The 13476-nt window shown below is 72.4% G+C and carries 13 protein-coding genes and 1 tRNA gene; 8 read left to right on the forward strand and 6 right to left on the reverse strand.

Annotated features, from left to right (window positions below; translation table 11 throughout):
* Positions 1-61 precede the first annotated feature (61 nt).
* Both OG985_RS28105 and OG985_RS28110 read left to right on the forward strand, forming a co-directional pair.
* Positions 62-1126 carry an SUKH-4 family immunity protein gene (locus OG985_RS28105; protein WP_371671122.1) on the forward strand — a complete coding sequence of 355 codons (1065 nt, stop codon included), beginning with the start codon at positions 62-64 and terminating at the stop codon, positions 1124-1126.
* 96 nt (positions 1127-1222) lie between these two features.
* Positions 1223-1438 carry a hypothetical protein gene (locus OG985_RS28110; RefSeq protein WP_371671123.1) on the forward strand — a complete coding sequence of 72 codons (216 nt, stop codon included), beginning with the start codon at positions 1223-1225 and terminating at the stop codon, positions 1436-1438.
* A gap of 88 nt (positions 1439-1526) precedes the next feature.
* On the opposite strand, the gene OG985_RS28115 is transcribed toward OG985_RS28110, so the two are convergent.
* A tRNA-Cys gene (locus tag OG985_RS28115) sits at positions 1527-1601 on the reverse strand.
* Positions 1602-1827: 226 nt separating this feature from the next.
* Here OG985_RS28115 and OG985_RS28120 point away from each other — a divergent pair.
* The 4 genes from OG985_RS28120 (at position 1828) to OG985_RS28135 (ending at position 7201) form a co-directional block, all read left to right on the forward strand.
* A complete protein-coding gene (locus OG985_RS28120) occupies positions 1828-3285 on the forward strand; it encodes an MFS transporter (protein WP_371671124.1) in 1458 nt (485 codons plus the stop codon).
* A gap of 194 nt (positions 3286-3479) precedes the next feature.
* Positions 3480-5276, forward strand: a complete 1797-nt coding sequence (locus OG985_RS28125) for a DEAD/DEAH box helicase (RefSeq protein WP_371671125.1) — start codon at positions 3480-3482, stop codon at positions 5274-5276.
* A gap of 356 nt (positions 5277-5632) precedes the next feature.
* Positions 5633-6274 carry an IclR family transcriptional regulator gene (locus OG985_RS28130; protein ID WP_371671126.1) on the forward strand — a complete coding sequence of 214 codons (642 nt, stop codon included), beginning with the start codon at positions 5633-5635 and terminating at the stop codon, positions 6272-6274.
* 135 nt (positions 6275-6409) lie between these two features.
* A complete protein-coding gene (locus OG985_RS28135) occupies positions 6410-7201 on the forward strand; it encodes a S16 family serine protease (protein WP_371671127.1) in 792 nt (263 codons plus the stop codon).
* Here OG985_RS28135 and OG985_RS28140 read toward each other — a convergent pair.
* From OG985_RS28140 to OG985_RS28150, 3 genes are all read right to left on the reverse strand, one after another.
* Entirely contained in the window at positions 7198-7395 is a 198-nt protein-coding gene (locus OG985_RS28140) for a hypothetical protein (RefSeq protein ID WP_371671128.1), read from the reverse strand. The two genes, OG985_RS28135 and OG985_RS28140, sit on opposite strands and share 4 nt — an antisense overlap.
* Positions 7396-7408: 13 nt before the next feature.
* Entirely contained in the window at positions 7409-7993 is a 585-nt protein-coding gene (locus OG985_RS28145) for an ArsR/SmtB family transcription factor (RefSeq protein WP_371671129.1), read from the reverse strand.
* A gap of 97 nt (positions 7994-8090) precedes the next feature.
* Positions 8091-8561 carry an Lrp/AsnC family transcriptional regulator gene (locus tag OG985_RS28150; RefSeq protein ID WP_371671130.1) on the reverse strand — a complete coding sequence of 157 codons (471 nt, stop codon included), beginning with the start codon at positions 8559-8561 and terminating at the stop codon, positions 8091-8093.
* A 123-nt stretch (positions 8562-8684) separates the two neighbouring features.
* Between OG985_RS28150 and hppD the strand changes: the two genes are divergently transcribed.
* Positions 8685-9830, forward strand: a complete 1146-nt coding sequence (hppD, locus tag OG985_RS28155) for a 4-hydroxyphenylpyruvate dioxygenase (RefSeq protein WP_371671131.1) — start codon at positions 8685-8687, stop codon at positions 9828-9830.
* Between the two features lie 21 nt (positions 9831-9851).
* Here the strand turns inward: hppD and OG985_RS28160 are convergent, their stop codons facing one another.
* Positions 9852-11342 (reverse strand): tetratricopeptide repeat protein, encoded by a 1491-nt coding sequence (locus tag OG985_RS28160; protein WP_371671132.1) that lies wholly within the window; start codon positions 11340-11342, stop codon positions 9852-9854.
* A 92-nt stretch (positions 11343-11434) separates the two neighbouring features.
* Between OG985_RS28160 and OG985_RS28165 the strand changes: the two genes are divergently transcribed.
* A complete protein-coding gene (locus OG985_RS28165) occupies positions 11435-12850 on the forward strand; it encodes an FAD-binding oxidoreductase (protein WP_371671133.1) in 1416 nt (471 codons plus the stop codon).
* Positions 12851-12893: 43 nt separating this feature from the next.
* Here the strand turns inward: OG985_RS28165 and OG985_RS28170 are convergent, their stop codons facing one another.
* Positions 12894-13370: an SsgA family sporulation/cell division regulator gene (locus OG985_RS28170; protein WP_371671134.1), complete on the reverse strand. Its 477-nt coding sequence runs from the start codon at positions 13368-13370 to the stop codon at positions 12894-12896.
* Positions 13371-13476 lie beyond the last annotated feature (106 nt).

Raw genomic sequence — 13476 nt, forward strand, 5'->3', positions numbered from 1 at the left:
GGGACCGGACGGCTGGGGTGTGCCCTGCCGGGGGACCGCGCGACGCATGCACGGGGGAACCATGAGCACGATCGACACCTGTACCGCGGTGATCGCCCTGACCGAGCGAGACCTGGAAACGTACGTCACCCACGGGTCGGCGCACTACTGGCCGACCGACGCCGAACCGCCCCCGCACAGGGACCTGTTGACCTTCGACGAGCTGCGCCGGGAAGGCCTCAGGACGATGGCGGACTCCACGGTCGACCCGACGTACTTCTTCCATGACCGTCCCGACCTGATGGACCGCCGCCCGCTCGCACCCGCGCTGCGGACGCTGGTGCGGTTCGCCGCCGTGACCGACGAACTGGCGCGCCTGCGAGGTCAGTTCGCCTCGTACGCCGGACGCTTCGGGGCGGAGGCGGCGGCGCGCGCGTCCCGGCGGCTGCTCGCGGAGTTCGAGGGGAGCGCGGGCGGCGAGCCGACGCCGTTGTGGAAGCTGGCGGCCCTGATCCGGCCCCTGTCCCTCGCGGCGAACCCGGGTCCGGGCACCGACTCCGGACTGGCCCTGGACCTGCCGGCCCGGCTGCTGGACCAGGAGTTCGGCCAGGGCGGGGTGGCCCGCTTCGAGGACGTCGACTTCCCCGCGGCCCTCACCCATGAGCCGACCCGCCGCTTCCTGCGCGAAACCGGTCTGCCGGAGGACGCGTTCCTCTTCCACCTGGACACCGACGCACCGCTGCCGACTCTCGCGGAGCACTACGCCGACCAGTGGCCCACGGAGTCCGGCCCGGCCGAACTGCCCTCCTGTGCCGAGGAGTTGATACGCCTCGGTCAGCTCGACGAGGGCAACAGCCTGGTCCTCGACGGCGCCACGGGCGCGGTCCTGAACTGGAGCGAGCCCGAGGCCACCCCGTATCCGCTGAACACCGACCTCTCCACGCTCGCGTGCACGCTCTGGCTGCTGCACCGGGACGAGAACACCGACGCGGGCCTGGCCCAGGAGCTGACGACGGACACCTACGACCAGCTCGCCGCCACGATGATCCACGTCCTGTCGACCGCCGACCGGACGGCCACCACGCCCGAGACGGACCGGCCCGACTGGACGGACCTCTTCCAGGAGGAGGCGGGCGAGCGCCACTGACCACCCGGCCTTCCCAGGCCGGGCGGCCGACCCGGGCGGCACGCGGCCGGCGCATCACACCGTGCGCCCCTCCCGCCCCGACCGCAGGCTGTAGCCATGGTCATCGTGCAGCCCATCGTGATCTATCCGCCCGGCGGAGACGGCGGTCGGCGGGTCCGAGCCGCCGACCGGTTCCTCGGGATGGCGTACGGAGTCCTGGACATCGTGGAGTTCCTGCGCCTCGCGGGACTGGAGAACGTCGACGACGACTGGGTACGGCAGTCCGACCGGATCGAGTGGCGCGGCGGCGGGCCCGACGCGTGGGCCCGGTGAGCCGCGGGCCGTGGGACCACCGTCCCGGGAGCGAGGAGGGCGACACCCCCGAAGCGGTGCCGCCCTCGTGCTCCGGCTCGGCCGGACATGGAGACCGTGGCGGGATTCGAACCCACGTAACTCGCTTTGCAGGCGAGCCCCTGAACCACTCGGGCACACGGTCACTGGTGGAGTCGTCGGTCGGGTGTCACCGGCGTCGGACTCGGTGAGTCGACCGTAGGGCGGGGCGGGGGAGGGGTTCAAGGACGTCGGGTGTGCCGCAACGGGACTGCCATACGCCGTTCATGAAAGGAGCGTGGGGATCGCCGGTGGTCGTAGGACCAAGGTCCCGGTGCGAGGCATCCCGTGGACAGGGGCAAAAGCGTCTCGTGGCCCTTACGCTGGCCACCATGACCGCCCCGGAACCGCGCGACACCGGCGTCGCACAGACCCTTGCCCCCTCACCGGTCGCCGAGTGCGAGGAGACCGTGCTCGGCCGGCCGTACCGGGCGCTGAGCGTCGGGATCGTCTCCGTCGTGCTGCTGATCGCGTTCGAGGCGACGGCGGTCGGTACGGCGATGCCGGTCGCGGCGCGGGAGCTGGACGGGGTGTCGCTGTACGCGTTCGCGTTCTCGGGGTACTTCACGACGAGCCTGTTCGGGATGGTCCTTGCCGGGCAGTGGTCGGACCGGCGGGGCCCGCTGGGCGCGCTGACGGCGGGCATCGCCGCCTTCGCCGCCGGGCTCGTGCTGGCCGGCACGGCGGCCGCGATGTGGCTGTTCATCCTCGGCCGGGCCGTGCAGGGGCTGGGTGGCGGACTGGTGATCGTCGCGCTGTACGTCGTCGTCGGACGGGCCTATCCGCAGCGGCTGCGGCCGTCGATCATGGCGGCGTTCGCGGCGAGCTGGGTCGTCCCGTCGGTCGTCGGCCCGCTCGCCTCGGGCACGGTGACCGAACACCTCGGCTGGCGCTGGGTGTTCCTCGGGATCCCGATGCTGGTGGTGTTCCCGCTGGCGCTGGCGCTTCCGCAGATACGACGCCGGGCGGCGGGCCCGGTCGAGGGCGCCCCGGAGAGCGGGACCGGCGTCTCCTCCGGGCGCCGCCGCATCCGGCTGGCGCTCGGTATCTCCCTCGGGGCGGGGCTGCTCCAGTACGCCGCGCAGGATCTGCGGTGGCTGTCGCTGATCCCGGCCGCCGCGGGGGTCGCGCTGCTCGGGCCGGCCGTGCTCGGGCTGCTTCCGCACGGCACCTGGCGGGCGGCGCGGGGACTGCCGTCGGTGGTGCTGCTGCGCGGGGTCGCCGCGGGCTCCTTCATCGCGGCCGAGTCCTTCGTGCCGCTGATGCTGGTCACCCAGCGGGGGCTCTCCCCGACGCTGGCCGGGTTCTCGCTCGCGGCGGGCGGCGGGACCTGGGCGCTGGGCTCGTGGGTGCAGTCCCGGCCGCGGGTGGAGCCGTACCGGGAGCGGCTGATGACGTTCGGCATGGTGCTGGTGGCGGCCGCCATCGCCGCGGCGCCGAGCGTGCTGATCGACGCCGTGCCCGCCTGGACCGTGGCGGTCGCCTGGGCCTTCGGCTGCCTCGGGATGGGCCTGGTGATCTCCTCCACCAGCGTGCTCCTGCTGCACCTGTCCGCCCCGGCCGAGGCCGGCGCCAACTCGGCCGCCCTCCAGATCTCCGACGGCCTGTCCAACGTGCTCCTGCTGGCCGCGGGCGGCGCCGCGTTCGCCGCCCTGGGCGGCGGCACGGTGACCCACGCCGCCACGGAGGCGTCCGGCGGGCACCCGGCGGCCTTCGCCGCGGTCTTCCTGCCGATGGCGGGAGTGGCGCTGGTGGGGGCGTGGGTGACGACCCGGCTGCGGGAGCGGTGAGTCGTACAGCGGGGCTGTGACGTGGATCCCACCCACGAGTCACCCGGCCTTGTCCGCGCGTGGACACCGCCGGGCCGCCGGTAGGGTGGCCCGGTTGTCATACGTAGCAAGCCGCCCGCCCGCCCGTCACACACCACTCGTCCCACCCGACGCGCCGCGCGCGGCCCCTCCCATTCGACCCCCCTACGGAGACCGTGACTACCACCGCCGCCTCCTCCACGTCCCACCACCTCTCTCCCGCCTTCCCCGGCCGCGCCCCCTGGGGCACCGCCGGCAAGCTGCGTGCCTGGCAGCAGGGGGCGATGGAGAGGTACCTCCAGGAGCAGCCGCGCGACTTCCTCGCGGTCGCGACACCCGGCGCCGGGAAGACGACCTTCGCGCTGACCCTCGCCTCCTGGCTGCTGCACCACCACGTCGTGCAGCAGGTGACCGTGGTCGCGCCGACCGAGCACCTGAAGAAGCAGTGGGCCGAGGCCGCCGCCCGGATAGGGATCAAGCTGGACCCCGAGTACAGCGCGGGCCCGCTCGGCAAGGACTACCAGGGGGTCGCCGTCACGTACGCGGGTGTCGGCGTGCGGCCGATGCTGCACCGCAACCGCGTCGAGCAGCGCAAGACACTGGTGATCCTGGACGAGATCCACCACGCCGGTGACTCCAAGTCCTGGGGCGAGGCGTGCCTGGAGGCCTTCGAGCCCGCCACCCGCCGTCTGGCGCTCACCGGTACGCCCTTCCGGTCCGACACCAACCCCATCCCGTTCGTGGCCTACGAGGAGGGCAACGACGGGATCCGGCGGTCCGCCGCCGACTACACGTACGGCTACGGGAGCGCGTTGTCCGACGGGGTCGTCCGGCCCGTCATCTTCCTCTCCTACAGCGGCAACATGCGGTGGCGGACCAAGGCGGGTGACGAGATCGCCGCCCGGCTCGGCGAGCCCATGACCAAGGACGCCGTCTCGCAGGCCTGGCGTACCGCGCTCGACCCGCGCGGCGAGTGGATGCCCAGCGTGCTGCGCGCCGCCGACCGGCGGCTCACCGAGGTCCGCAAGGGCATCCCGGACGCGGGCGCCCTCGTCATCGCCAGCGACCAGGACTCCGCCCGCGCCTACGCCAAGCTGATTCGCGAGATCACCGGCAGCAGGGCGACCCTCGTCCTGTCCGACGACGCCGGCGCGTCCAACCGGATCGACGAGTTCAGCCAGAGCGACGACCGCTGGATGGTCGCCGTGCGCATGGTGTCCGAAGGGGTCGACGTGCCGCGGCTCGCGGTCGGCGTGTACGCCACGACCATCTCGACCCCGCTCTTCTTCGCGCAGGCCGTCGGGCGTTTCGTCCGTTCCCGGCGGCGCGGCGAGACCGCCTCCGTGTTCCTCCCGACCGTCCCCGATCTGCTCACCTTCGCCAACGAGATGGAGGTGGAACGGGACCACGCCCTCGACAAGCCGAAGAAGGAGGGCGAGGAGGACCCGTACGCCGAGTCCGAGAAGGAGATGGAGGAGGCGAACCAGGAGCAGGACGAGGACACCGGCGAGCAGGAGCAGTTCGCCTTCGAGGCCCTGGAGTCCGAGGCCGTCTTCGACCGTGTCCTCTACGACGGCGCCGAGTTCGGCATGCAGGCCCACCCCGGCAGCGCGGAGGAGCAGGACTACCTCGGCATTCCCGGCCTGCTGGAGCCCGACCAGGTCCAACTCCTGTTGCAGAAACGGCAGGCAAGGCAGATCGCGCACAGCCGCAAGAAGCCGGACGACGAGGCCGACCTGCTGGAACTGCCCGCCGAGCGGCGGCCCGTCGTCTCGCACAAGGAGATGATGGAGCTGCGCAAGCAGCTCAACACGATGGTCGGCGCGTACGTCCACCAGAGCGGCAAGCCGCACGGGGTCATCCACACCGAGCTGCGGCGCGTGTGCGGCGGGCCGCCGAGCGCCGAGGCCACGGCCGGACAACTGCGGCAGCGCATCGCCAAGGTGCAGGAGTGGGCCACCCGTATGCGGTGAGGCCTCCGGTGACAGCCTCCGGCGACAGCCTGCAGTGACATACGACACCGTGTCCGGCTTCGGGGCGCGCGATCCCGCCACGCGCCGTACGTATGGGGACAAACGGACGTAGTCCGTCCCGGACACTGCCCGGATTCTGGACGGAGCCTTCCGCTCAGCGAACCTGCTTCGCTACTGTCCCGCTACGCACACGCCCCGTGGCAGCGCCGCCGCGGAGCGCAGCCGTGAAGCGACGCGGTCCGGACTGGCCGGATCGCCAGCTGATCGGCGGCCTCTGACGCGCGTCACGGACGGGACTTCGTGACGCATCTGCCGCGACGGAGGTTGCCGACCTCACCACTTAAGGAGTGGGCGTCGTGACCGCGGAGACCTCCCAGACGCTCGACCGGGGACTACGTGTCCTCAAACTGCTGGCCGATACGGACCACGGGCTGACCGTCACCGAGCTGTCCCACAAGCTGGGGGTGAACCGGACGGTGGTGTACCGGCTGCTCGCCACGCTGGAGCAGCACGCGCTCGTACGACGTGACCTGGGCGGACGTGCCCGGGTCGGGCTCGGCGTGCTGAGGCTGGGCCGCCAGGTGCATCCGCTGGTGCGAGAGGCGGCGCTGCCCGCGCTCAGGTCGCTGGCCGAGGACATCGGGGCGACCGCTCACCTCACCCTGGTGGACGGGGCGGAGGCACTCGCCGTGGCCGTGGTCGAGCCGACCTGGACGGACTACCACGTCGCCTACCGCGCCGGGTTCCGGCACCCGCTGGACCGCGGGGCCGCGGGCCGGGCGATCCTCTCCGCGCGGCAGAAGCCCGCACAGGAGCCGGGATACACGCTGACGCACGGGGAGTTGGAGGCCGGCGCGAGCGGGGCGGCCGCCCCGCTGCTCGGGGTCACGGGGGTCGAGGGCAGCGTCGGAGTCGTCATGCTGGCGGACGCCGTACCGGAACGGGTGGGACCGAGGGTCGTCGACGCGGCACGCGAGGTCGCGGAAGCCTTGCGCTGACGCCTGACGCCTGACGCCTGACGCCTGACGCCTGACGGTCGGCGGTCGGCGGAGGGCGGAGGGCGGCCGGCGGCTGAGCCCCGGCACCGCCCGCCCGCCCCTGGCCGGAAGTCGTCGTCACGTTAGATTGATCCCGTGCTCTCTCGCCTCACACGCCCCCAGGCCGTCGCCGTCTGTGCCCTGCCTGTCGTGGCTCTTCTCGCCACGGCGGCTTTCGCGCCGCTGCCGTTCTCGCTGGCGCAGCCCGGTCTCACGGCGAACGTCCTCGGCAAGAACCAGGGCACCGAGGTGATCACCATCTCCGGCGTGCCGACCCGTGACACGAGCGGGCAGTTGCGGATGACGACCATCGAGGCGACCAACCCCGACGCGCACGTCGCGCTGGGCGACATCGTCGACTCCTGGTTCCGCACCGACCGGGCGGTCATGCCGCGCGACTCGGTCTATCCGAGCGGCCAGAACACCAAGGAGATCGAGCGGCACAACACCGCGCAGATGAAGGAGTCCCAGGACGCGGCCACCGAGGCCGCGCTCGCGTACCTGGACCTCGACGACAAGAACGTCAAGGTCACGCTGGAGCTCGCCGACGTCGGCGGTCCCAGCGCCGGCCTCCTGTTCACCCTCGGCATCATCGACAAGCTGGACGGCGACGGCAGCGGCGGCGATCTCACCGGCGGCCGCGTCATCGCCGGTACGGGCACGATCGACACCGACGGGACGGTCGGCGCGGTCGGGGGTGTGGCCCTGAAGACGCAGGCCGCGAGGCGGGACGGGGCGACGGTGTTCCTGGTGCCGAAGGCGGAGTGCTCCGACGCCCAGTCCGAACTCCCCGAGGGCCTGCGGCTCGTCCCGGTGACAACCCTGAAGAACGCGGTGTCCTCCCTGGTCGCCCTGGAGCAGGGCAAGGGCTCCGTACCCGGTTGCTAGGCCTGGCCCAGGGACGTGAGGGCCGGCCGCGAGGGAGCGGCGAGGCGCAGACCGACCTCCACCAGGGTCCAGCCGAGGCGGGCACGGAGGTCACGCGGGCGCCGGGCGGCGCGGGCGAGGCGGTGGGCCTCGGCCTCGGCGCGCAGGTCGGCGGCGTGGGCGCGGTGCAGGGCGAGCCTGGTCTCGGGATGCATCGGTGGTGGCCTCTCAGTCCGTACTGATGGGGAAGAGGTGCGTGTGGATCCGTACCTGCTCGGCTTCCGGGGTGTCCGGTTCGGTGACCAGGTCGCGGTAGCCGTCGATCAGGGTGTGCATCTTCTGGACGAGCTCGGCGGCCAGGGCCGGAGTGAGCCGTAGCGTGGAATCGCTCATGTCGGAGCCCTGTGTCCAGTCCTTGGCCCAGTCGTCCCGGGTGGCGAGCCAGGCGGACAGTTCACGGGCGTGAGTGTTGGCAATCTCGTGCAGGTAGAACTCGGCCGCTCCGCGCACTTCGGGACCGGCGCCCTCGAACTCGGCGCTGTCGAAGACCAGTCCCTGGTCCACCGCCCGCCACCAGCGCTCCCGCCCCTTGCCGTGTTCCGGCGCGTCCTCGACGAAGCCGTGCGAGGCGAGTTGGCGAAGGTGGTAGCTGGTCGCCCCGCTGGACTCGCCCAGCCGCTCGGCCAGTCGGGAGGCGGTCGCCGGCCCGCCGCGCCGCAGTGCGTCCAGGAGTTGCATGCGCAGGGGATGCGCGAGGCCGCGCAGCGAGCGGGCGTCGAGATGACGCCGCTTGCGTTCTTCGTGCTCCGTCATGCGTGCAAAGATAGCGTTGCAAAGAGTTCTTTGCAACGCTATCTTTGTAAGTCGCCGTGTCGGCCGACGGCTCGTTCCGTTCCGGGGTGTCGCCGCCTCACTCGTGCAGTGCTGCCTGCTCCACGAGGGGGATGACCCGCAGCGGAACGGGGTTCTCCATGACGATCGCCGTGGAGGCCCGGACGATGCCGTCGAAGCCGACAACCCGGTCGATCACGCGCTGGAGGTCGGCGTTCGAGCGGGCCACGAGACGGCACAGCATGTCCCCGCCGCCGGTGGTCGTGTGCAGCTCCAGCACCTCGGGTACGCCCGCCAAGTGCGCCCGTACGTCGGCCCCTTGCCCCTGCCGGATCTGCAGGGTCGCGAAGGCGGTCACCGGGTAGCCGAGCGCCGCCGGATCGACCTGGGGACCGAAGCCGCGGATGACACCGTTCGACTGAAGCCGGTCCAGGCGGGCCTGCACGGTCCCCCGGGCCACCCCCAGCCGCCGGGACATCTCCAGCACCCCGACGCGCGGCTCCCGCGCCAGCAGCACGATGATCCGGCCGTCCAGACGGTCGATCGCCACTTCAGCCTCCGGAGCTGGTCATCCTGTACACAACGCCCGGCGATCCGGGCAGACCGCTGGGCATATTGCCCAGCACATACGCGAACTATTGCGCACCTTGCGGGGGAGGGCGAGGCTGCCGACATGACGCAGACCACACAGCACACTCCCGACACCGCCCGGCAGGCCGACCCCTTCCCGGTCAAGGGAATGGACGCGGTCGTCTTCGCCGTCGGCAACGCCAAGCAGGCGGCGCACTACTACTCGACCGCCTTCGGCATGCGGCTCGTCGCCTACTCCGGACCGGAGACCGGCAGCCGCGAGACCGCCTCGTACGTGCTCACGAACGGCTCGGCCCGTTTCGTCCTCACCTCGGTCATCAGGCCCGCCACCACCTGGGGGCACTTCCTCGCCGAGCACGTGGCCGAGCACGGCGACGGCGTCGTCGACCTGGCCATCGAGGTGCCGGACGCCCGGGCCGCGTACGCCTACGCGGTCGAGCACGGCGCCCGTCCGGTCGCCGAGCCGTACGAGCTGAAGGACGAGCACGGCACGGTCGTGCTCGCCTCCATCGCCACGTACGGCAAGACCCGCCACACCCTGGTCGACCGCACCGGCTACGACGGCCCCTACCTTCCGGGCTTCGTCTCCGCCGCCCCGATCGTCGAGCCGCCCGCCCACCGCACCTTCCAGGCCATCGACCACTGCGTCGGCAACGTCGAACTCGGCCGGATGAACGAGTGGGTCGGCTTCTACAACGAGGTCATGGGCTTCACGAACATGAAGGAGTTCGTGGGCGACGACATCGCGACCGAGTACAGCGCGCTGATGTCGAAGGTCGTCGCGGACGGCATGCTCAAGGTCAAGTTCCCGATCAACGAGCCCGCCGTCGCCAAGAAGAAGTCCCAGATCGACGAGTACCTGGAGTTCTACGGCGGCGCGGGCGTCCAGCACATCGCGCTCAACACCAACGACATCGTGCAGACCGTACGGACGATGCGGGCCGCCGGAGTCCAGTTCCTCGACACGCCCGACTCGTACTACGACACCCTCGGCGAGTGGGTCGGCGACACCCGCGTCCCCGTCGACACCCTGCGCGAGCTGAAGATCCTCGCCGACCGCGACGAGGACGGCTACCTGCTGCAGATCTTCACCAAGCCGGTCCAGGACCGGCCGACCGTCTTCTTCGAGATCATCGAACGGCACGGCTCGATGGGCTTCGGAAAGGGCAACTTCAAGGCCCTGTTCGAGGCGATCGAGCGGGAGCAGGACAAGCGCGGCAACCTGTAGGCGTCGCGGGACCCAGGACTCCTAGGACCGCGAACCGCCCGGCTCCCCGGCGTCGTCGGGTTCCCCGCCGTCCTCGTCCTCCCCGCCCTCCGCCCCGGCGGGCGGGGCCCCCGCCGGGGGCTCGCCCAGGGCCCTCAGCGCCTCCCGCGCCAGGGGAACCTGAAGCGGTGAGAAGTACGGGTTGATACGCAGCGCCTCTTCCAGATGCCGCCGCGCCGGCCAGCTCATGCCCAGCTCCCGCTCGATCATGCCCCGGTGGAAGGCGTACGGCGCGCTGCGGACCCCGCCCCCGTGCACCTTGTCCGTCGCCGCGGTGGCGAACTTCAGCGCCTCCGTGTCCTCCCCGTTGCGGTGCAGTGCCCAGCCCAGCGCGTCGGCCACCGCGGTCCCGGGCTGGCGCAGCCACTCCGCCCGCAGCCGTCGTACGGCGGCCCGCGCGTCGCCGTGGTCCGCCTCGAACTGCCCGAGCAGCAACTCGTCGTCCACCCCGCCCGCCGCCGAGCTCCGCACCCGCTCCCGCAGCAGGTCGTACTGCACCCGGGCCGCCTGCCCGAGCCCCAGCGACTCGTACAGCTCACCCAGCTCCAGCGCGTACTGCGGCAGCGGCTGCCTGGCCAGCGCGGCCCGGTACGCGTTCAGCGCCTCCGTCGTGCGCCCCAGCGCCGCCAGCGTCCGGGCCTCCCCGGCCTGCGCGGCCCGCTGATCGGGGTCGAGGCGCACCGCGGCCCGGAAGTGCCGCAGCGCCTCCTCCCGGTCGCCGCGCTCGAACGCGAGCTGCCCGACCCGCTCCAGCCACGCCGCCTGCTCGGCCGGGGACCGCGCCGCGGCCGCGGCGTCGGACAGGGCGGCGGCCGCGTCCTCACGCCGGCCCCGGTCGCGGTAGACGGTCGCGGCCCACGCCCGCACGGCAGGCCCGGACCGCAGCTCCAGCAGCTTGTCCAGGGTCCGCCCGGTCGCCTTGTAGTCGCCGAGCCCCGTGTACGCGTCGATCAGCTGCGGATACGTCGTCCACCGCCCGCGGTCCAGCTTCAGCGCCGCCTCGGCCCAGGTCCGTGCCGCGGGGAAGTCCCGGCGCGCGTTCGCCAGGGCCGCCATGCCCTCCAGCGCCTCCGCGTTCCCTCGCCCGCGCACCTTCAGCGAGGTGCGCAGCGCCCGCTCGGCCCGCGGGTAGCAGGATGCGGCGTCGGCGGTCCGCCGGCCCTGCTCCACGTACGCCGTCCCCAGCACCGCCCACGACCGGGCGTCCTTGGGATGCGTCCGCAGATGGGCCTCCCGCTCGCCGATCAGCGCGGCGAGGCCGGGCAGCGTGGCCGGCGCCCCGGCGGCGACCGCGGTCAGCGCCTGTGCCCCCGGTGCCGGTGCGGGCGCCGGGGGCGGCGTCGACTCCCGGGGCAGCAGCATCAACCCCCCGCCGAGCACGGCACACCCGGCGACGGAGGTGAGCAGGAACCGCCGGCCGACGCGCGGGCGCCGCCTGTCCGCCGGGTCACGGGTGTCCTGTTGGCTCTCCATGGCGATCACTGTGCGTCCCCACGACGACCACACCGCGGCATACGGCGGTCGGCGCAGACGGGGTTCACACCGATGGCCCCGGGTGCGACGCTGTGATCATGAGCCGTATCCAAGCGCGTCCCGACGAAGACACGGAAACGGCCGGCACCCTCGTGGACCGGCTCCTGAGCGGTCTGCCCGCCGAGGCCGTCCTGACGGACCCGGACGTCACGGCCTCCTACGCCAACGACATGGCGAGCTTCTGCCCGGCCGGCGCCCCGGCCGCGGTGGTCCTGCCCCGCACGGTCGACCAGGTCCGGCACGTCATGCGCACCGCCACCGAGCTGCGCGTCCCGGTCGTCCCGCAGGGCGCCCGCACCGGCCTGTCGGGCGGGGCCAACGCCTCCGACGGCTGCATCGTGCTGTCCCTGACGAAGATGGACCGGATCCTCGAGATCAACCCGGTCGACCGCATCGCCGTGGTGGAGCCCGGCGTCGTCAACGCGGCCCTCTCCCGCGCGGTCGACGCGCACGGCCTGTGCTACCCGCCGGACCCCTCCAGCTGGGAGATGTGCACAATCGGCGGCAACATCGGCACCGCCTCCGGCGGCCTGTGCTGCGTCAAGTACGGGGTGACGGCCGAGTACGTGCTCGGGCTGGACGTGGTGCTGGCCGACGGCCGCCTCATGTCCACCGGCCGCCGTACCGCCAAGGGCGTCGCCGGATACGACCTCACCCGCCTGTTCGTGGGCTCGGAAGGCTCGCTGGGCGTCGTCGTACGGGCGATCCTGGCGCTGCGCCCGAAGCCGCCCGAGCAGCTGGTGCTGGCGGCCGAGTTCGCGTCCGCGGCCGCAGCCTGCGACGCCGTGTGCCGGATCATGGCCGGCGGTCACGTGCCGTCCCTCCTCGAACTGATGGACCGTACGACGGTCAAGGCGGTCAACGACCTCGCGCACATGGGACTGCCGGAGAGCACGGAGGCGCTGCTGCTCGCGGCCTTCGACACCGCGGACCCGGCCGCCGACCTCGCCGCCGTCGGCGCGCTGTGCGAGGCGGCCGGCGCCACCCAGGTCGTACCGGCGGAGGACGCGGCGGAGTCCGAACTGCTCCTCCAGGCACGCCGGTTGTCCCTCACCGCGCTCGAGGCGGTCAAGGGCACGACGATGATCGACGACGTGTGCGTGCCCCGTTCCAGGCTGGGGGACATGCTCGAGGGGGTCGAGCGGATCGCCGAGAAGTACCGGCTCACCATCGGGGTGTGCGCGCACGCGGGCGACGGCAACACCCACCCGACCGTCTGTTTCGACGCCCAGGACCCCGACGAGTCCCGGCGCGCCCGCGAGTCCTTCGACGAGATCATGGCTCTCGGCCTGGAACTCGGTGGCACGATCACCGGCGAGCACGGCGTGGGCGTCCTGAAGAAGGAGTGGCTGGCGCGGGAGATCGGCCCGGTCGGGGTGGAGATGCAGCGGGCGATCAAGACGGCGTTCGACCCGCTGGGCCTGCTGAACCCGGGCAAGCTGTTCTGACGTCTGCCCCGCCCCTCCCGGCTCCGGCTCTCCGGACGACCGGTCACTCCCCGTCCTGCGACTCGTCCGAGGGCCACGGGTCGCACAGCCACAACTCGTCGGCCGGCGTGGGCGCGAGCAGCTCGGCCAGGCCCTCGTCGATGCCCAGCTGCTCCGCCTCCGAGCCCGGGGGCACCGCCCGCAGCGTGCGCTCCAGCCAGGCCGAGACCTGTGCCGTGGGAGCCTCCAGGAGGGCGTCCCCGTCGGGTGAGCTGAGCGCCATCAGGACGACCCCGCGCCCCTCCGTCTTCGTCGGCCACACCCGCACGTCCCCGTGCCCGGACGCCCGGAACACCCCCTCCACGAGCAGCTCGCGGGCGAAGGTCCAGCTCACCGGATGGTCCGAGCCGGTGTGGAAGGTGACGTGGACGGCGTACGGGTCGTCGGTGCGGTAGCTCAGCCGGGCCGGGACCGGGATGCTGCGCTCGGGCGACAGGATGAGTCTGACTTCCAGTTCCCGCTCAACGACTGCGTGGCGCATGGCGTGCCGTCCTCTCTCACGAAGCTCGCGAACTGCTCGTAGGGGGCCCGGCGGTGGGCCCGTACGAGTGGAGAGGGGGTGCGGCCCGGAGCATTACGCGGGTTCG

This window comes from Streptomyces sp. NBC_00289 (genome assembly GCF_041435115.1).
In the GTDB taxonomy this organism is placed as follows: domain Bacteria; phylum Actinomycetota; class Actinomycetes; order Streptomycetales; family Streptomycetaceae; genus Streptomyces.

Excerpts from the sequence above, each read along its gene's own strand:
- OG985_RS28145 (WP_371671129.1), bottom strand. The coding sequence starts at position 7,993 with ATGACGGAGCACGAAGAACGCAAGCGGCGTCATCTCGACGCCCGCTCG.
- OG985_RS28140 (WP_371671128.1), bottom strand. The coding sequence starts at position 7,395 with ATGCATCCCGAGACCAGGCTCGCCCTGCACCGCGCCCACGCCGCCGAC.
- OG985_RS28170 (WP_371671134.1), bottom strand. The coding sequence starts at position 13,370 with ATGCGCCACGCAGTCGTTGAGCGGGAACTGGAAGTCAGACTCATCCTG.
- OG985_RS28110 (WP_371671123.1), top strand. The coding sequence starts at position 1,223 with ATGGTCATCGTGCAGCCCATCGTGATCTATCCGCCCGGCGGAGACGGC.
- hppD (WP_371671131.1), top strand. The coding sequence starts at position 8,685 with ATGACGCAGACCACACAGCACACTCCCGACACCGCCCGGCAGGCCGAC.
- OG985_RS28105 (WP_371671122.1), top strand. The coding sequence starts at position 62 with ATGAGCACGATCGACACCTGTACCGCGGTGATCGCCCTGACCGAGCGA.
- OG985_RS28120 (WP_371671124.1), top strand. The coding sequence starts at position 1,828 with ATGACCGCCCCGGAACCGCGCGACACCGGCGTCGCACAGACCCTTGCC.
- OG985_RS28160 (WP_371671132.1), bottom strand. The coding sequence starts at position 11,342 with ATGGAGAGCCAACAGGACACCCGTGACCCGGCGGACAGGCGGCGCCCG.